Raw genomic sequence first — 17,933 nt, 5'->3', positions numbered from 1 at the left:
TTGTGTAGAAAGTGTTTCACAAAGGGTTACAGACGGCGCCTGCCACCGCCGTTCGTAATGTAGTAAGTTAGGCCGGTGAATATCATGCGAAGCGCGCGCCATTAGCGGAGCTTGCTTCAGAGGGTAGTTAATTGAACGATATGGCAAAGAATCTGATCCTGTGGTTGATCATCGCGGCAGTCCTGGTGACGGTGATGAACAACTTCTCCAGCCCTAACGAGCCGCAGACCCTCAACTATTCCGACTTCATCCAGCAGGTCAAGGATGGCAAGGTCGAGCGCGTAGCCGTTGATGGTTATGTCATCACCGGCAAGCGCAGCGATGGCGACAGCTTCAAGACCATCCGTCCGGCAATCCAGGACAATGGTCTGATCGGTGACCTCGTGGATAACCACGTCGTTGTCGAGGGCAAGCAGCCTGAGCAGCAAAGCATCTGGACTCAACTCCTGGTGGCCAGCTTCCCGATCCTGGTGATCATCGCCGTGTTCATGTTCTTCATGCGCCAGATGCAGGGCGGTGCAGGGGGCAAGGGTGGGCCGATGAGCTTTGGCAAGAGCAAGGCACGCCTGCTCTCCGAAGATCAGGTCAAGACCACATTGGCTGACGTTGCCGGTTGCGACGAAGCCAAGGAAGAAGTTGGCGAGCTCGTCGAGTTCCTCCGCGATCCGGGCAAGTTCCAGCGCCTGGGCGGTCGCATCCCTCGCGGCGTGCTGATGGTCGGCCCTCCGGGTACCGGTAAAACCTTGCTGGCCAAGGCGATTGCCGGCGAAGCCAAGGTGCCGTTCTTCACTATTTCCGGTTCCGACTTCGTCGAGATGTTCGTCGGCGTGGGTGCGAGCCGTGTTCGTGACATGTTCGAGCAGGCCAAGAAGCACGCGCCTTGCATCATCTTCATCGATGAAATCGACGCCGTCGGTCGCCACCGTGGCGCCGGCATGGGTGGCGGTCACGACGAGCGCGAACAGACTCTCAACCAGTTGCTGGTAGAGATGGACGGCTTCGAAATGAATGACGGCATCATCGTCATCGCCGCGACCAACCGTCCGGACGTACTGGACCCTGCGTTGCTGCGTCCGGGCCGTTTCGACCGTCAGGTTGTGGTCGGTCTGCCGGATATCCGTGGTCGCGAGCAGATTCTCAAGGTGCACATGCGCAAAGTGCCAATGGGTGACGATGTCGCTCCTGCGGTGATTGCCCGTGGTACCCCGGGTTTCTCCGGTGCCGACTTGGCCAACCTGGTGAACGAAGCGTCGCTGTTCGCTGCCCGTACCGGCAAGCGCGTCGTCGAAATGAAAGAATTCGAGCTGGCCAAGGACAAGATCATGATGGGCGCCGAGCGCAAATCCATGGTCATGTCGGAAAAAGAGAAGCAGAACACCGCTTATCACGAAGCCGGCCACGCCATTGTGGGTCGCGTAGTGCCTGAGCATGATCCGGTCTACAAGGTCTCCATCATTCCGCGCGGTCGTGCGCTGGGTGTGACCATGTTCCTGCCGGAAGAAGATCGCTACAGCCTGTCCAAGCGTGCGCTGATCAGCCAGATCTGCTCGCTCTACGGTGGCCGTATCGCTGAAGAGATGACCCTGGGCTTCGACGGTGTCACCACCGGCGCTTCCAACGACATCATGCGTGCCAGCCAGATTGCGCGGAACATGGTGACCAAGTGGGGCCTGTCGGAAAAGCTCGGTCCGTTGATGTACGCCGAAGACGAGGGCGAAGTATTCCTTGGTCGTGGCGGCGGTGGTCAGAGTGCAAGCTTCTCCGGTGAGACAGCCAAGCTGATCGACTCCGAAGTGCGCAGCATCATTGATCAGTGCTACGGCACCGCCAAGCAGATCCTCACGGACAACCGCGACAAGCTTGATGCGATGGCCGATGCGCTGATGAAGTACGAGACGATCGATGCTGAGCAGATCGACGACATCATGGCGGGTCGTACTCCTCGCGAACCTCGCGACTGGTCGGGTGGTACAGGGACTTCCGGTACTCCTCCGGCAGTACAGGATCCGCGTCCGGAAACACCGATCGGCGGTCCTGCTGCTGACGTTTAAGGTTTGAAATGACTTCTGTTCAGTCCTCAACCCGGTTGCCTTGCGGCAACCGGGTTCTTGATTTGGCCCATACGCATGTCATGGGCATTCTCAATGTAACTCCCGACTCTTTCTCCGATGGTGGCCGATACAGCCAGCTCGATGCGGCCTTGCGCCATGCCGAAGCGATGGTGGCCGCCGGCGCGACCCTGATCGATGTCGGCGGTGAGTCGACCCGGCCGGGTGCCAGGGCGGTTTCTCCGCTGGAGGAGATCGAGCGCGTAGCGCCTATCGTCGAGCGCATCAGCCGCGAACTCGATGTGATCATCTCGGTGGATACCTCCACCCCGGCAGTCATGCGCGAAGCCGCGCGGCTGGGGGCCGGGTTGATCAATGATGTGCGCTCCCTGCGTCGTGAGGGTGCCCTGGATGCCGCGGCAGCCACCGGCTTGCCCGTGTGCCTCATGCATATGCTGGGCGAGCCTGGCGACATGCAGGATGATCCGCATTATCAGGACGTGACCAAAGAAGTTGGTGAGTTTCTCGCCGAGCGCATGGCCCAGTGTGCGCTGGCTGGAATTCCAGCCGAGCGGATCATCCTGGATCCGGGCTTCGGCTTCGCCAAAACCCTGCAGCACAATCTAAGCTTGTTCAGGCACATGGAAGCTTTGCATGCCCTGGGGCGCCCCCTGCTGGTCGGGGTTTCGCGCAAGAGCATGATTGGTCATGCGTTGAATCGCCCGGTCGGGGAGCGCCTGTATGGCGGCCTGGCACTGGCGGCACTGGCGTGCGCCAAGGGAGCGCGTATATTGCGCGTCCATGATGTAGCCGAAACAGTTGATGTAGTGCGGATGATTACCGCAGTTGAAACAGCCGAATAAGAGTGATGGAGCAACTTATGACTAAGAAATATTTTGGTACCGACGGCATTCGCGGTCGTGTCGGCGAATACCCTATTACCCCTGACTTCATGCTCAAGCTCGGCTGGGCGGCAGGCATGGCCTTTCGCAAGATGGGTGCATGCAAGGTGCTGGTGGGCAAGGACACGCGCATTTCCGGATACATGTTTGAGTCGGCGCTGGAAGCTGGCCTGACGTCGGCCGGTGCCGATGTGATGCTGCTGGGGCCGATGCCGACGCCTGCCATTGCCTATCTGACCCGTACGTTCCATGCGCAAGCCGGGATCGTGATCAGTGCCTCGCACAATCCCCACGACGACAACGGCATCAAGTTCTTCTCCGGCAAGGGCACCAAGCTGCCGGATGAAGTCGAACTGATGATTGAAGAGCTGCTCGACACCCCGATGACCGTGGTTGAATCGAGCAAGATCGGCAAGGTTTCGCGCATCAACGATGCCTCGGGTCGTTACATTGAGTTCTGCAAGAGCAGCGTCCCGACCGGCACCAGCTTTACTGGCTTGAAGATCGTGCTCGACTGCGCCCACGGTGCCACCTACAAGGTGGCGCCGAGCGTATTCCGTGAGTTGGGGGCTGAAGTCGTAGTGCTCTCCGCCCAGCCCAACGGCCTGAACATCAATGACAATTGCGGTTCGACCCACATGGGCCAGTTGCAGGCTGCCGTACTGGCCGAGCATGCGGACCTGGGTATCGCCTTTGATGGCGATGGCGATCGGGTGTTGATGGTCGATCACACCGGGGCCATCGTTGATGGCGACGAGTTGCTCTACATCATTGCCCGCGACCTGCATGAGCGCGACAAGCTGCAGGGCGGCGTGGTCGGTACCCTGATGAGTAACCTGGGGCTGGAACTGGCACTGGCTGAGCTGTCGATTCCTTTTGTGCGCGCCAATGTCGGCGACCGGTATGTGATTGCTGACCTGCTCGAGCGCAACTGGCTGGTGGGTGGCGAAAACTCCGGGCATATCGTGTGCTTCAGCCACACCACTACGGGCGATGCGATCATTGCGGCGCTGCAAGTGCTGATGGCGCTCAAGACTCGCGCCGAAGGCCTAGCCCAGGCACGCCAGGCGCTGCGCAAGTGCCCTCAGGTGCTGATCAATGTGCGTTTTGGCGGCGGCGCCAACCCGCTTGAACATCCGGCAGTCAAGGAGGCCAGCCAGCGCGTTACTGACGCCATGGCGGGTCGTGGACGCGTGCTGTTGCGCAAGTCCGGTACCGAGCCGCTGGTGCGTGTCATGGTCGAAGGCGAGGACGAAACACAGGTTCGCGGCTACGCCGAAGAGCTGGCAAAGCTGGTTACTGAAGTTTCTGCCTGAATTCGGCTTGCCAGCCTTGATTGTGTTGGGTAACATCTGCGCCCACTTTGACCGACGAGGTACAGCATGCGTCGCCCTATGGTAGCTGGTAACTGGAAGATGCACGGTACCCGCGCCAGCGTCGCTGAGCTGATCAACGGCCTGGGTCAACTGGCCTTGCCAAGCGGTGTTGATGTAGCGGTATTCCCGCCTTGCCTGCATATCAATCAAGTGATTGATGGCTTGAAAGGCCTGCCGATCCAGGTCGGTGCGCAGAATGCTGCGGTGCAAGCCCAGCAAGGTGCGTTGACCGGTGAGATTGCGCCGAGTCAGTTGGTGGATGCAGGTTGTACACTGGTTCTTGTTGGACACTCCGAGCGCCGCCAGATCATGGGTGAGCAGGACGGAACACTGATCCGCAAGTTCGCAGCGGCACAGGCATGTGGCTTGATTCCGGTGTTGTGTGTAGGGGAAACCCTCGAGCAGCGCGAAGCCGGAAAAACTCTTGAAGTGGTCGGGCGTCAGCTGGGCTGCATCATCGAGGAGCTGGGTGTTGGTGTCTTTGCCCAGGCAGTCATTGCTTACGAGCCGGTCTGGGCCATTGGCACAGGGCTAACGGCTTCGCCGCAACAGGCGCAGGATGTGCATGCAGCCATCCGCGCTCAGTTGGCGGCAGAAAATTCTGAGGTCGCACAAGGTGTGCGGCTTCTATACGGCGGCAGCGTGAAGGCGGCCAATGCGGTCGAACTGTTCGGCATGCCGGATATCGATGGGGGGCTCATTGGTGGAGCTTCCCTGAATGCAGATGAGTTCGGTGCGATCATTCGCGCCGCGGGAAACTGAAAAAATGCTGGAAACAGTCGTAGTCGTTTTTCATCTGCTGGGTGCATTGGGCGTAGTTGCTCTGGTTTTGCTTCAGCAGGGTAAAGGTGCGGATGCTGGTGCGTCTTTCGGAGCAGGTGCTTCAAATACTGTGTTCGGAAGCCAAGGTTCCTCTACCTTTCTTAGTAAGTTTACTGCTATACTTGCCGCAGGTTTCTTCATAACCAGCTTAGGGTTAGGTTACTTTGCTAAAGAGAAAGCTCACCAGCTGACTCAAGTAGGTTTGCCAAATCCAGCAGTGTTGGAAGTGCCAAAGCAACAACCGGCTTCTGATGATGTTCCGGTGCTTCAAGAGCAAAAGTCGGCTACTCCAGCGACTGACGTGCCTCCAGCTCAAGAGCAGAAGTAAGAAGGGTTTCAAACGTAGTATTGCCGAGGTGGTGGAATTGGTAGACACGCAACCTTGAGGTGGTTGTGCCCATAGGGTGTAGGGGTTCGAGTCCCCTTCTCGGTACCAATTATCAGGAGAGCCCGCTGTTGCGGGCTTTCTTGTAGGTGGAAGGTTACATTGACCCTGGAAGGGATCGGTCGTATACTTCCGCCCCAGCTTTGTCGCGGGGTGGAGCAGTCTGGTAGCTCGTCGGGCTCATAACCCGAAGGTCGTCGGTTCAAATCCGGCCCCCGCAACCAGTTTAAAGAGCCCCTTTTAAGGGGCTTTTTGTTAGCTGGACACTTTCAACGCCGCTGTTCGACGGCGTTTCAAGGATGGGCGTTTCGCCCATTTTTTTATTTTGCACAGCATGCACATACATGCACGAGGGGGTTCAGGTGTCGAGCAAGCTAGAAGAGTTGCAGGCCTTGCTGGCCCCGGTGGTCGTGGCCCTAGGCTATGAATGCTGGGGTATTGAGTTTTCGGCTCAAGGTCGCCACTCAATGTTGCGCGTTTATATTGATAAAGAGGGCGGTGTGCTGGTGGACGACTGCGCCATTGTCAGCCGTCAGATCAGTGGTGTCCTGGACGTTGAAGATCCAATCGCCGTTGAATACACCCTCGAAGTTTCCTCGCCTGGCATGGAACGCCCGCTGTTCACTATTGAGCAGTTTGCAAAATTTGCCGGTGAACAAGTGAAGATCAAGCTGCGCTCGCCTTTTGAAGGACGACGCAACTTTCAGGGCCTTCTGCGCGGTGTAGAAGAGCAGGACGTCGTGGTGCAGGTAGAAGACCATGAGTTCCTGTTGCCGATCGATATGATCGACAAGGCCAACATTATTCCCAGTTTTGACTGAGACGCGGATCCCGCGGATCCAATGGCTTGCGAAAGGCGAGGCGTACGATGAGCAAAGAAGTACTGCTGGTTGTTGAGTCGGTATCCAATGAAAAGGGCGTACCGGCAAACGTAATTTTTGAAGCGCTGGAGCTGGCTCTGGCCACTGCTACCAAGAAGCGTTTCGAGGACGAAGTCGATCTGCGTGTGGAAATCAATCGCCACACCGGTGCCTATGAGACTTTCCGTCGCTGGACGGTAGTCGAAGAAGCGGACCTGGACGATCCGGCTATCGAAACCTGGCCAAGCAAGGTTGCTGAAACGCATCCTGGTGCTCAGGTCGGTGACGTAGTCGAAGAAAAGATCGAGTCCATCGAGTTCGGCCGTATCGCTGCACAGACCGCCAAGCAGGTCATTGTGCAAAAAGTTCGCGAAGCCGAGCGCGCTCAAGTCGTTGATGCTTATCGCGAGCGCCTGGGAGAAATCATCTCCGGCACCGTGAAGAAAGTGACCCGCGACAACGTGATCGTCGACCTGGGCAACAACGCAGAAGCGTTGCTGGCTCGTGAAGACATCATCTCCCGCGAAACTTTCCGGGTTGGCGTGCGCTTGCGTGCGCTGCTCAAGGAAATCCGCACCGAGAACCGCGGCCCGCAGTTGATCCTGTCGCGTACCGCGCCGGAAATGCTGATCGAGTTGTTCCGCATCGAAGTGCCGGAAATCGCTGAAGGCCTGATCGAAGTAATGGCTGCATCCCGTGACCCGGGTTCGCGTGCCAAGATCGCGGTCCGTTCCAAGGACAAACGCATCGACCCGCAGGGCGCTTGCATTGGTATGCGCGGTTCGCGCGTCCAGGCAGTGTCGGGCGAGTTGGGCGGCGAGCGTGTGGATATCGTCCTGTGGGACGACAACCCGGCTCAGTTCGTGATCAACGCCATGTCCCCGGCTGAGGTTGCGGCAATTATCGTTGACGAAGATGCCCATGCAATGGACATCGCCGTTGGCGCAGACAATCTGGCTCAGGCCATCGGTCGCGGAGGTCAGAACGTGCGTCTGGCCAGCCAGTTGACTGGCTGGACCCTGAACGTGATGACCGAATCGGACATCCAGGCTAAGCAGCAAGCAGAAACCGGCGACATCCTGCGCAACTTCATCGACGAGCTGGAAGTCGACGAAGACCTGGCACAGGTGCTGGTAGATGAAGGCTTCACCAGCCTGGAAGAGATTGCCTACGTACCGGTGGAGGAAATGCTCAACATCGATGGCTTTGACGAAGAAACCGTCAACGAGCTTCGCGCTCGTGCCAAGGATCGTTTGTTGACCAAAGCCATCGCTACTGAGGAAAAGCTGGCAGACGCCCATCCGGCCGAAGACCTGCTCTCGCTTGAGGGTATGGACAAGGATTTGGCGATGGAACTGGCGGTGCGCGGCGTAATTACCCGCGAAGACCTGGCCGAGCAGTCTATTGACGATCTGCTCGACATCGACGGCATTGACGATGATCGTGCCGGCAAGTTGATCATGGCCGCCCGAGCCCATTGGTTCGAGTAATTAGGCGCGGCCTGAGGAGAGAAGTGCATGACGCAAGTCACGGTGAAACAACTGGCCGATGAGGTCAAAACACCGGTAGAGCGCCTGTTGCAGCAGATGCGTGAGGCAGGTCTGCCGCACACCGCCGCCGAAGAACATGTGACTGACAGTGAGAAGCAATCTTTGCTGACTCACTTGAAAAGCAGCCACAAGGCGAAAGTGGAAGAACCACGTAAGATCACGCTGCAGCGTAAAACCACCAGCACCCTGCGTGTTGCTGGCAGCAAAAGCATCAGCGTTGAAGTACGCAAGAAGAAAGTTTTCGTACAACGCAGCCCGGAAGAAATCGAAGCCGAGCGCAAACGCGAACTGGATGAACGTCGCGCAGTAGATAATGCTGCTCGTCAGAAGGCTGAAGAAGAAACCAAGCGTCGCGCCGAAGAAGAAGCGCGTCGCCAGCCTGCGCAAACCGGTACCAACGACGCAGTCGCGGCTCCTGCTGCGGCCGCCGAACCTGTGCGTGAAAGCGCTCCGGTTGTGGCTGCTGCTCCAGCACCGTCTGCAGACGTTCGTAACAAGCAGAACGAACAGCGCCGTCCGGACAAACCACGTGCAGACGATAACAATCGTCGCAGCGGTGGTGGCGATGGCGAGCGCAAAAACGCTCCGCATCGTGCCTCGGTCAAAGAGAAAGCGCCTGCTCCACGGGTTGCTCCACGTACTACCGACGAAGAAAGCGATAGCTTCCGTCGTGGTGGTCGCGGCAAGGCCAAGCTGAAAAAACGCAACGCCCACGGTTTCCAGAGCCCAACCGGCCCTGTCGTGCGTGATGTGCAGATCGGCGAGACCATCACTGTTGGCGATCTCGCCAATCAGATGTCGGTCAAGGCTGCTGAAATCATCAAGTTCATGTTCAAACTGGGTACTCCAGCGACCATCAACCAGGTGCTTGATCAGGAAACTGCTCAGCTGGTAGCCGAAGAACTGGGCCACAAAGTGACCCTGGTCAGCGACACCGCCCTGGAAGATTCCCTGGCCGAGTCCCTGAAGTTTGAAGGTGAGACGTTCTCCCGTGCGCCAGTTGTGACCGTAATGGGCCACGTTGACCATGGTAAGACTTCGCTGCTCGACTACATCCGTCGTGCCAAGGTAGCTGCTGGCGAAGCCGGCGGTATCACCCAGCACATCGGTGCGTACCACGTTGAAACCGAACGCGGCATGGTCACCTTCCTCGACACCCCGGGTCACGCCGCGTTTACCGCCATGCGTGCTCGTGGTGCCAAGGCGACTGACATCGTGATCCTGGTAGTTGCAGCGGACGACGGCGTGATGCCGCAGACCATTGAAGCTGTCCAGCACGCCAAGGCTGCCGGTGTTCCACTGGTGGTTGCAGTGAACAAGATCGACAAGCCGGGCGCTGATCTCGATCGCATCCGTAGCGAACTGTCGGTTCACGGCGTGACTTCGGAAGAGTGGGGCGGCGACACCCCGTTCGTATCGGTTTCGGCGAAAGTCGGTACCGGCGTGGACGAGTTGCTCGAAGCTGTCCTGCTGCAAGCTGAAGTTCTTGAATTGAAAGCGACTCCGTCGGCTCCTGGCCGTGGCGTCGTGGTTGAATCGCGTCTCGACAAAGGTCGTGGCCCGGTTGCAACCGTTCTGGTTCAAGACGGTACCCTGCGCCAAGGCGACATGGTGCTGGTCGGTTCGAACTATGGCCGTGTACGTGCCATGCTCGACGAGAACGGCAAGCCAATCAAGGAAGCCGGTCCTTCCATCCCTGTCGAGATCCTCGGCCTGGACGGTACCCCGGACGCTGGCGACGAGATGAGCGTGCTGTCGGACGAGAAGAAAGCCCGTGAAGTGGCTCTGTTCCGTCAAGGCAAGTTCCGCGAAGTCAAACTGGCTCGTGCTCACGCCGGCAAGCTGGAAAACATCTTCGAAAACATGGGCCAGGCAGAGAAGAAGACGCTTAACATCGTCCTCAAATCCGACGTCCGTGGTTCGCTGGAAGCGTTGAACGGTGCCTTGAACGGCCTGGGTAACGACGAAGTGCAAGTGCGTGTTGTCGGTGGCGGTGTCGGTGGTATCACCGAGTCCGACGCCAACCTGGCACTGGCCTCCAACGCTGTACTGTTCGGCTTCAACGTGCGTGCCGATGCTGGCGCTCGCAAGATCGTTGAGCAGGAAGGTCTGGATATGCGTTACTACAACGTGATCTACGACATCATCGAAGACGTCAAGAAAGCCCTCACCGGTATGCTGGGCAGCGATGTTCGCGAGAACATCCTGGGTATCGCTGAAGTGCGTGACGTGTTCCGCTCGCCGAAGTTTGGCGCGATCGCCGGTTGCATGGTGCTCGAAGGTGTCGTTCACCGTAACCGTCCAATCCGTGTACTGCGTGAAGACATCGTTATCTTCGAAGGCGAGCTGGAATCCCTGCGCCGCTTCAAGGATGACGCTGCCGAAGTACGTGCCGGCATGGAATGCGGTATCGGCGTGAAGAGCTACAACGACGTCAAGGTCGGTGACAAGATCGAAGTCTTCGAGAAGGTTCAGGTTGCTCGCAGCCTCTAACTCGCGCACTTCAAGGGCCACGCCAGGCCGCCGCATGCAGATGCGCGGCCAGGTGTCAGGACTCTAAACGCAACGCCCGGTCTGGCTTCTGTCAGGCCGGGCGTTTGCCGCTTTCAGACCACACGGGTTTCACCGTGGGGCAGTAACAGGTAACAAGACATGGCAAAAGAATACAGCCGTACCCAACGTATCGGCGATCAGATGCAGCGTGAGCTGGCACAGCTGATCCGTCGTGAAGTCAAAGACCCGCGCGTCGGCCTGGTCACCATTACTGCTGTTGAAGTCAGCCGTGACGTCGGTCACGCCAAGATCTTCATCACCGTGATGGGTCAGGACAACGCCGAAGACATCGCGCAAAGCATCAAGGTGCTCAACTCCGCCGCAGGTTTCCTGCGCATGCAGCTGGCCCGTGAAATGAAATTGCGCAGCGTTCCGCAGCTGCACTTCCACTACGACGAAAGTGTCGTGCGTGGCGCGCACCTGTCGGCCCTGATCGAACGTGCGGTGGCTGAAGACAGTCAGCGCCCGGTAGCGGCTGAACCCGAAGACGCCAAGGAGTAATCGGTGGCTCAGGTCAAACGTATCCGTCGTAACGTCAGCGGCATCATCCTGCTCGACAAGCCGCTGGGGTTCACCTCCAACGCGGCGTTGCAGAAGGTTCGCTGGTTGCTGAACGCCGAGAAGGCCGGTCACACCGGCAGTCTCGATCCGCTGGCCACCGGTGTATTGCCGTTGTGCTTCGGGGAGGCGACCAAGTTTTCGCAATACCTGCTCGATTCCGACAAGGCCTATGAAACCCTGGCGCAGCTGGGCAAGACCACCACCACGGCGGATGCCGAAGGTGAGGTTTTGCAGGAGCGCCCGGTGACCGTTGGTCGCGTCGATATCGAAGCGGCTTTGCCAAAATTCCGTGGGCAAATCAGTCAGATACCGCCTATGTACTCGGCGCTCAAGCGTGACGGGCAGCCGCTGTACAAGCTGGCTCGTGCAGGCGAAGTAGTGGAGCGCGAACCGCGTTCTGTTACTATTGCGCGCTTGGAATTGCTGGCCTTCGAAGGCGATACTGCGCGGCTGGCGGTGGATTGCAGCAAAGGCACCTATATTCGTACCCTCGTGGAGGATATCGGTGAGCAACTCGGTTGTGGCGCTTACGTTGCAGAATTGCGACGTACCCAGGCCGGGCCTTTCACGCTGGCGCAGACTGTCACGCTTGAAGAGCTGGAAGCGGTACATGCCGAGGGCGGTAACGAAGCGGTCGATCGCTTCCTGATGCCATCGGACAGCGGCCTGCTGGATTGGCCACTGCTGCAGTTTTCGGAGCACAGCTCGTTCTACTGGCTTAACGGCCAGCCGGTACGAGCCCCGGACGCGCCGAAGTTCGGCATGGTACGGGTACAGGATCACAATGGTCGCTTCATCGGAATCGGTGAAGTGAGCGAAGACGGGCGCATCGCGCCGCGTCGACTGATTCGGTCAGAATGACCGGACGAGGGTGGCTGTTAATAGGCACGGTCACTACTCATTTTTAGATACAGGGATTTGTCCCTGGCCTATTGAGACTGTTTTTCTGAAACAGTTTCCTGATAAAAGGATTGCCTCATGGCTCTCGACGTTCAAGAAAAAGCTCAAATTGTTGCCGACTACCAGCAAGCTGTTGGTGATACTGGTTCTCCAGAAGTGCAAGTTGCACTGCTGACCCACAACATCAACAAACTGCAAGGTCACTTCAAGGCCAACGGTAAAGATCACCACTCCCGTCGTGGTCTGATCCGCATGGTAAACCAGCGTCGTAAGCTGCTGGACTACCTGAAAGGCAAAGACGTGAGCCGTTACAGCGCTCTGATCGGTCGCCTGGGTCTGCGTCGCTAATAAGCGATTGCGCTATGAGGTTGGTTGTTTGCTGTGCGTCAGCGGGTTTCCCGCTGGCGCATGGCAGGCTCCCAGCCTCAAGTTTTATCTGGATACACGTTTTACCCTGGACAGGCGTTGGGCCGATTCCCGACATTGCCCAAGAATTTCGCAAGAAGACAAGTTCCCCAAGAGCCACAAAGAAGGTAGGACACCGTGAACCCGGTTATCAAAAAATTCCAGTTCGGTCAGTCGACCGTTACCCTCGAGACAGGCCGTATCGCCCGTCAAGCCTCCGGCGCAGTGCTGGTTACCGTTGACGACGACGTTACCGTATTGGTGACCGTTGTTGGCGCCAAGACCGCTGACCCGAGCAAAGGCTTCTTCCCTCTTTCCGTTCACTACCAGGAAAAGACTTACGCTGCCGGTAAGATCCCTGGCGGTTTCTTCAAGCGCGAAGGCCGTCCTTCCGAGAAAGAAACCCTGACTTCACGACTGATCGACCGTCCGATCCGTCCGCTGTTCCCAGAAGGCTTCATGAACGAAGTGCAGGTTGTCTGCACCGTCGTCTCCACCAGCAAGAAGACCGATCCGGACATCGCTGCGATGATCGGTACCTCGGCGGCCCTGGCCATCTCCGGCATTCCTTTCGATGGCCCAATCGGCGCTGCCCGTGTTGCGTTCCACGAAAGCACCGGCTACCTGCTGAACCCGACTTACGAGCAACAGAAAGCTTCGAGCCTGGACATGGTCGTTGCCGGTACCTCGGAAGCCGTACTGATGGTTGAATCGGAAGCCAAAGAGCTGACCGAAGATCAGATGCTGGGCGCTGTACTGTTTGCTCACGACGAGTTCCAGGTTGTGATCAACGCCGTTAAAGAACTGGCTGCCGAAGCGGCCAAGCCAACTTGGGCCTGGGCTCCACAGCCTGAAGCTACCGCTCTGCTGGGCGCTATCCGTGCCGAGTTCGGCGACGCTATCTCCCAGGCCTACACCATCACCATCAAGGCCGACCGTTACGCTCGCCTGGGTGAGTTGAAAGACCAGGTGGTTGCCAAGCTGTCCGGTGAAGAAGGCCAGCCTTCTTCCAGCGAAGTGAAAGCTGCCTTCGGTGAAATCGAATACCGCACCGTTCGCGAAAACATCGTAAACGGCAAGCCACGTATCGATGGTCGCGACACCAAGACCGTACGTCCTCTGAACATCGAAGTCGGTGTTCTGCCAAAGACCCACGGTTCGGCCCTGTTCACCCGTGGTGAAACCCAGGCCCTGGTTGTTGCAACTCTGGGCACCGCCCGTGACGCGCAGCTGCTGGACACCCTGGAAGGCGAGAAAAAAGACCCGTTCATGCTGCACTACAACTTCCCGCCGTTCTCGGTAGGTGAGTGTGGTCGCATGGGTGGCGCTGGTCGTCGCGAAATCGGTCACGGCCGTCTGGCCCGCCGTTCGGTTCAGGCGATGCTGCCAGCCGCCGACGTGTTCCCGTACACCATCCGCGTTGTATCGGAAATCACCGAATCCAACGGTTCGAGCTCGATGGCTTCGGTCTGCGGCGCTTCCCTGGCCCTGATGGACGCTGGCGTGCCAATGAAGGCACCGGTTGCCGGTATCGCCATGGGTCTGGTTAAAGAAGGCGAGAAGTTCGCCATCCTGACCGACATCCTGGGTGACGAAGACCACTTGGGCGACATGGACTTCAAGGTAGCCGGTACCGCCAAAGGTGTTACCGCGCTGCAGATGGACATCAAGATCAAGGGCATCACCGAAGAGATCATGGAAATCGCCCTGGGCCAAGCCCTGGAAGCGCGCCTGAACATCCTCGGCCAGATGAACCAGATCATTGGCCAGTCGCGTACCGAACTGTCGGAAAACGCTCCGACCATGATCGCGATGAAAATCGACACCGACAAAATCCGTGATGTCATCGGTAAAGGCGGCGCGACCATTCGTGCGATCTGTGAAGAGACCAAGGCTTCGATCGACATCGAAGACGACGGCTCGATCAAGATCTTCGGCGAAACCAAGGAAGCGGCTGAGGCAGCACGCCAACGCGTTCTGGGCATCACCGCTGAAGCTGAAATCGGCAAGATCTACGTGGGTAAGGTTGAGCGCATCGTCGACTTCGGCGCATTCGTCAACATCTTGCCTGGCAAGGACGGTCTGGTTCACATCTCGATGCTGAGCGACGCTCGCGTTGAGAAAGTGACCGACATTCTGAAAGAAGGCCAGGAAGTGGAAGTGCTGGTACTGGACGTGGACAACCGCGGCCGTATCAAGCTCTCCATCAAAGACGTGGCAGCTGCCAAGGCTTCGGGCGTTTAATTACCCCCTTCGCTTGAAAGCTTTGACGTTGTAAAAAATGCCCCGCAGTGAACGCTGCGGGGCATTTTTTTGCTCTGTACAGAAAGATCAAAAGATCGCAGCCTGCGGCAGCTCCTACTCGGTTTCAATGTAGGAGCTGCCGCAGGCTGCGATCTTTTGTTTTTAGGGCGTATGAAGTTGCCTGACTCTATAGTCAGTGCTAGGTTTAGCCCACTGCCCGTGTAGCTCAGCCGGTAGAGCAGCGCACTCGTAACGCGAAGGTCGCAGGTTCGATTCCTGTCTCGGGCACCAGCGACACGTTGTTTTCAGATGATCCACGAATGGTTCTGAAGGCCAGACAAATCGGGCTTCAATCGGTTTATTTGCGTCAGAGAGATCCTTGATGATCCAGATCCATCTTCCATTCCCCCGATCAAAGAGAACGCCATGACCGTTAAAGAAGTGTCCCAGGAAGCTCGTCACGAAGAAGCGCTGAAGAAGTATTTGCTTGAGTCCCCCCAGCTGGCTGACGAGATCAAGGACCTGCCCGCTGACGATCAGAAAGACCAGATCCAGTGGGCGTTCGAGGACGAAGCAGAATCCCAGGGCCTGCAACCCTGGGAGCTGACGCTCAAGTACACCTCGACACCGGAAGAGTTCGAAGCTGCGCGCCTGGTTTTGCACAAGGAAGCAGCCGAAGTCCTGGGCGTGGAGTGGGACGAGTACTGCGAGATGAATAATCTCGTCGTCTGACCCTTGCAGGAGCAATCCTGCTCGCGATGGGCGCTTACGATAACCCGTGTTTACCGGGTAAACACGGTGTTTTCAGGCTCATCGCGAGCAGGCTCGCTCCCACAGTATTGAAATCAGATACTCAAGCGCATCGACAGATCAACCGCCTTCACATCCTTGGTCATCGCACCGATCGAAATATAATCCACACCGGTTTCAGCAATCGGCAGCAGCGTGCTTTCGTTGACCCCGCCGCTGGCCTCCAGCTTCGCCTTGCCACCGTTCAGGCGCACTGCTTCGCGCATGTCATCCAGGCTCAGCTCGTCGAGCATGATGATGTCGGCACCCGCTGCCAGCGCTTCCTTCAGCTCACCCAGGCTTTCCACCTCGATCTCCACCGGCTTGCCCGGGGCAATCTTGTGCGCGGCGTTGATGGCTTCTGGAATGCCGCCGCAGGCCGCGATGTGGTTTTCCTTGATCAGGAACGCGTCATACAGGCCAATGCGGTGGTTGTGGCAACCGCCGCAGGTGACCGCGTACTTTTGTGCCAGGCGCAGGCCGGGGAGGGTTTTACGGGTGTCGAGCAGCTTGACCTCGGTGTGTGCAACGAAATCCGCCAGGTACCGGGCGCGAGTGGCAACGCCCGACAGCAGTTGCAGGAAATTCAGTGCGCAGCGCTCGCCCGTCAGCAGCGAGCGCGCCGGGCCTTCGAGGTGAAACAGCGCCTGATTGGGTTGCACCCGGTCGCCGTCACTCACCTGCCAGTGCACGGCGACTCGCGGGTCCAGCTGCCGGAACACGGCATCGACCCAGGCGGTACCGGCGATGACGGCGGCGTCACGGGTAATGATGGTGGCTTTGGCCAGGCGTTCTGCCGGGATCAACTGTGCAGTGATGTCGCCGCTGCCGATATCTTCAAGCAACGCACGGCGCACGTTGGCTTCGATTTCGGCAGTCAAATCGGCGAGACGTAGATTCGGCATAAAGGGCTCCACAAACAAAGTGCTCCGATTATAGGGCCATGGCACGCGGCAACCCAAGGCATCAGAAGCCCTGCGCGCTGGTGAAACCTGCATTTGGTCGCCTGGGCGGGGAGATCAATCGTGGCAAGTGATCGCGCATGGAGGGTCTATCGCGGCATACTGGGGGCCAATACAGTCGACCCTGAAGGAGCCGGTATGCAGTTGGACCCCGCGAGTGGTTGGTGTGAAGGTGCCCAGGTCTGTCCTTCGCCCAACTTCAATGCGCGCCCTACGGATGAAATTTCCCTGCTGGTGATCCACAACATCAGCCTGCCGCCAGCGCAATTCGCCACCGGCAAGGTGCAGGCGTTTTTCCAGAATCGCCTGGATGTCACGGAGCATCCGTATTTTGCAGGGATTGCCGATCTGCGGGTGTCCGCGCACTTTCTGATTGAACGAGATGGCACCCTGACTCAATTTGTCTCTTGCCTTGAGCGTGCCTGGCACGCTGGGGTCTCGGTTTTCGAAGGGCGGGAAACTTGTAACGATTTTTCCGTGGGCATTGAGCTTGAAGGCACCGATGATCAGCCTTTCACTGACGCTCAATACGAGGCGCTGACGGGGCTGACCCGACAATTGCAGAGGGCTTTCCCGGCCATCACGCCACAGCGTATTTGCGGTCATAGTGACATCGCACCCGGTCGCAAGACCGATCCGGGGCCAGCGTTCGACTGGGCACGCTATCGCGCAGCCCTGGCAAAAGAGGAACAACAATGAGTTTTCTGGTGTTGCTGTTGGCGGTCTGGATCGAGAAGTTCTCGGCCCTGCGTCATCGGGTCCAGCGCGACGGCGGATGGTTGCGCGAACTGCACAAGCTTGAAGCCAGCCCCCGCCTGGCGAGCCACCCATGGCTGGTGCTGGTGATTCTGGTGTTGCTGCCTGTTGCGCTGCTGGGCCTGCTGTTGGTCGTCCTCGATCCAGTGGCCTACGGCTTGTTGGCCTTGCCTGTGCATTTGCTGGTGGTGATCTACAGCCTGGGCCGCGGCGATCTGCTCGCCGGCCTCGGCCCCTTCCGCGACGCCTGGCGCCGGGAGGACTTGCAAGCGGCCGGGCATGTGGCGAACCGTGATCTGGCTATCTGCGCAGACAGTGGCGAACAGTTGCTCGAACGCGTCCAGGCGCACTTGCTGTGGGAGGCCTACCAGAGTTTCTTCGCGGTGATCTTCTGGTACTTCCTGCTGGGCCCGGTCGCTGCACTGAGCTATCGCCTGCTGGCACTGGCCGAAGTCCACTCCCAGAACCCCGCAGTCGCCGAGCGTGCCGCGCAATTGCGCCATGCCTTCGACTGGATACCGGTACGCCTGTTGGCGGCGAGCTTTGCATTGGTCGGCAACTTTGTTGCGGTCAGCCGGGTCATGCTCCACGAACTGCTGAACTGGGACATCAGCGCGGCCCAGCTGATCGAAAAAGTCGGCCTGGTGGCCGGCGAGATCCCCGCACCGGTGGTCGGCCCGGACGGCATCAACAGCCTCGACCGGATCTGGGAGCTGCTGCTGCGCGCAGCCGTGCTCTGGTACGCCGGTTTCGCCCTGTGGACAGTCCTTCCCTGAATCCTGCCCCCTGACGACGAAGATCGATGCACACGATCTTCGTC

The 17,933-nt window shown here is 58.4% G+C and carries 16 protein-coding genes and 3 tRNA genes; 18 read left to right on the top strand and 1 reads right to left on the bottom strand.

The window, feature by feature from the left end; genetic code table 11:
* Positions 1–140 precede the first annotated feature (140 nt).
* The 16 genes from ftsH (at position 141) to AAEZ05_RS08785 (ending at position 15,338) form a co-directional block, all read left to right on the top strand.
* Positions 141–2,051 (top strand): ATP-dependent zinc metalloprotease FtsH, encoded by a 1,911-nt coding sequence (gene ftsH, locus AAEZ05_RS08860; protein ID WP_045060045.1) that lies wholly within the window; start codon positions 141–143, stop codon positions 2,049–2,051.
* A gap of 8 nt (positions 2,052–2,059) precedes the next feature.
* Positions 2,060–2,911, top strand: coding sequence for a dihydropteroate synthase (folP, locus tag AAEZ05_RS08855; protein WP_045060044.1), 852 nt, complete (start codon positions 2,060–2,062; stop codon positions 2,909–2,911).
* A 17-nt stretch (positions 2,912–2,928) separates the two neighbouring features.
* A complete protein-coding gene (gene glmM, locus AAEZ05_RS08850; protein WP_045060043.1) occupies positions 2,929–4,266 on the top strand; it encodes a phosphoglucosamine mutase in 1,338 nt (445 codons plus the stop codon).
* Positions 4,267–4,332: 66 nt separating this feature from the next.
* Entirely contained in the window at positions 4,333–5,088 is a 756-nt protein-coding gene (gene tpiA / locus AAEZ05_RS08845; RefSeq protein ID WP_045060042.1) for a triose-phosphate isomerase, read from the top strand.
* A 4-nt stretch (positions 5,089–5,092) separates the two neighbouring features.
* Positions 5,093–5,476, top strand: coding sequence for a preprotein translocase subunit SecG (gene secG / locus AAEZ05_RS08840; protein WP_017336473.1), 384 nt, complete (start codon positions 5,093–5,095; stop codon positions 5,474–5,476).
* A gap of 22 nt (positions 5,477–5,498) precedes the next feature.
* Positions 5,499–5,584, top strand: a tRNA-Leu gene (locus AAEZ05_RS08835).
* Between the two features lie 96 nt (positions 5,585–5,680).
* Positions 5,681–5,757: transfer RNA gene (locus AAEZ05_RS08830), tRNA-Met, on the top strand.
* Positions 5,758–5,895: 138 nt separating this feature from the next.
* Positions 5,896–6,354: a ribosome maturation factor RimP gene (rimP, locus tag AAEZ05_RS08825; RefSeq protein WP_010463487.1), complete on the top strand. Its 459-nt coding sequence runs from the start codon at positions 5,896–5,898 to the stop codon at positions 6,352–6,354.
* A 47-nt stretch (positions 6,355–6,401) separates the two neighbouring features.
* Positions 6,402–7,883, top strand: a complete 1,482-nt coding sequence (gene nusA / locus AAEZ05_RS08820; RefSeq protein WP_045060041.1) for a transcription termination factor NusA — start codon at positions 6,402–6,404, stop codon at positions 7,881–7,883.
* 27 nt (positions 7,884–7,910) lie between these two features.
* Positions 7,911–10,436, top strand: a complete 2,526-nt coding sequence (gene infB, locus AAEZ05_RS08815; protein WP_205893409.1) for a translation initiation factor IF-2 — start codon at positions 7,911–7,913, stop codon at positions 10,434–10,436.
* Between the two features lie 159 nt (positions 10,437–10,595).
* The gene (gene rbfA / locus AAEZ05_RS08810; RefSeq protein ID WP_045060039.1) at positions 10,596–10,997 is read left to right on the top strand and encodes a 30S ribosome-binding factor RbfA; all 402 of its coding nucleotides are present in this window, start codon (positions 10,596–10,598) and stop codon (positions 10,995–10,997) included.
* A 3-nt stretch (positions 10,998–11,000) separates the two neighbouring features.
* A complete protein-coding gene (gene truB, locus AAEZ05_RS08805) occupies positions 11,001–11,918 on the top strand; it encodes a tRNA pseudouridine(55) synthase TruB (protein WP_045060038.1) in 918 nt (305 codons plus the stop codon).
* Positions 11,919–12,035: 117 nt separating this feature from the next.
* Positions 12,036–12,305, top strand: a complete 270-nt coding sequence (gene rpsO / locus AAEZ05_RS08800; RefSeq protein WP_028623136.1) for a 30S ribosomal protein S15 — start codon at positions 12,036–12,038, stop codon at positions 12,303–12,305.
* A 195-nt stretch (positions 12,306–12,500) separates the two neighbouring features.
* A complete protein-coding gene (gene pnp / locus AAEZ05_RS08795) occupies positions 12,501–14,606 on the top strand; it encodes a polyribonucleotide nucleotidyltransferase (RefSeq protein ID WP_045060037.1) in 2,106 nt (701 codons plus the stop codon).
* A 215-nt stretch (positions 14,607–14,821) separates the two neighbouring features.
* Positions 14,822–14,897 (top strand) — tRNA-Thr (locus AAEZ05_RS08790).
* Positions 14,898–15,032: 135 nt separating this feature from the next.
* On the top strand, positions 15,033–15,338 hold the full coding sequence (locus AAEZ05_RS08785; RefSeq protein WP_045060036.1) for a DUF6388 family protein: 306 nt from the start codon (positions 15,033–15,035) through the stop codon (positions 15,336–15,338).
* A gap of 113 nt (positions 15,339–15,451) precedes the next feature.
* Here AAEZ05_RS08785 and nadC read toward each other — a convergent pair whose 3' ends face one another.
* Positions 15,452–16,300, bottom strand: a complete 849-nt coding sequence (gene nadC / locus AAEZ05_RS08780) for a carboxylating nicotinate-nucleotide diphosphorylase (RefSeq protein ID WP_350599101.1) — start codon at positions 16,298–16,300, stop codon at positions 15,452–15,454.
* Between the two features lie 195 nt (positions 16,301–16,495).
* On the opposite strand from nadC, the gene ampD reads away from it, so the two are divergent.
* Entirely contained in the window at positions 16,496–17,056 is a 561-nt protein-coding gene (gene ampD, locus AAEZ05_RS08775; protein WP_045060034.1) for a 1,6-anhydro-N-acetylmuramyl-L-alanine amidase AmpD, read from the top strand.
* Positions 17,053–17,889 (top strand): regulatory signaling modulator protein AmpE, encoded by an 837-nt coding sequence (gene ampE, locus AAEZ05_RS08770; RefSeq protein ID WP_045060033.1) that lies wholly within the window; start codon positions 17,053–17,055, stop codon positions 17,887–17,889. Before ampD ends, ampE begins: the two co-directional genes overlap by 4 nt.
* The last annotated feature ends 44 nt before the right edge of the window (positions 17,890–17,933 follow it).

Origin of the sequence: Pseudomonas sp. HY13-MNA-CIBAN-0226, from assembly GCF_040310305.1 — a bacterium.
GTDB classification, from domain to species: Bacteria; Pseudomonadota; Gammaproteobacteria; order Pseudomonadales; family Pseudomonadaceae; genus Aquipseudomonas; species Aquipseudomonas gregormendelii.
This window is presented reverse-complemented; position numbering and strand designations above follow the sequence as displayed.

Coding starts and splice junctions, on each gene's coding strand:
- ftsH (WP_045060045.1), top strand. CDS start 141: ATGGCAAAGAATCTGATCCTGTGGTTGATCATCGCGGCAGTCCTGGTG.
- folP (WP_045060044.1), top strand. CDS start 2,060: ATGACTTCTGTTCAGTCCTCAACCCGGTTGCCTTGCGGCAACCGGGTT.
- glmM (WP_045060043.1), top strand. CDS start 2,929: ATGACTAAGAAATATTTTGGTACCGACGGCATTCGCGGTCGTGTCGGC.
- tpiA (WP_045060042.1), top strand. CDS start 4,333: ATGCGTCGCCCTATGGTAGCTGGTAACTGGAAGATGCACGGTACCCGC.
- secG (WP_017336473.1), top strand. CDS start 5,093: ATGCTGGAAACAGTCGTAGTCGTTTTTCATCTGCTGGGTGCATTGGGC.
- nusA (WP_045060041.1), top strand. CDS start 6,402: ATGAGCAAAGAAGTACTGCTGGTTGTTGAGTCGGTATCCAATGAAAAG.
- infB (WP_205893409.1), top strand. CDS start 7,911: ATGACGCAAGTCACGGTGAAACAACTGGCCGATGAGGTCAAAACACCG.
- rbfA (WP_045060039.1), top strand. CDS start 10,596: ATGGCAAAAGAATACAGCCGTACCCAACGTATCGGCGATCAGATGCAG.
- rpsO (WP_028623136.1), top strand. CDS start 12,036: ATGGCTCTCGACGTTCAAGAAAAAGCTCAAATTGTTGCCGACTACCAG.
- AAEZ05_RS08785 (WP_045060036.1), top strand. CDS start 15,033: ATGACCGTTAAAGAAGTGTCCCAGGAAGCTCGTCACGAAGAAGCGCTG.
- nadC (WP_350599101.1), bottom strand. CDS start 16,300: ATGCCGAATCTACGTCTCGCCGATTTGACTGCCGAAATCGAAGCCAAC.
- ampD (WP_045060034.1), top strand. CDS start 16,496: ATGCAGTTGGACCCCGCGAGTGGTTGGTGTGAAGGTGCCCAGGTCTGT.
- ampE (WP_045060033.1), top strand. CDS start 17,053: ATGAGTTTTCTGGTGTTGCTGTTGGCGGTCTGGATCGAGAAGTTCTCG.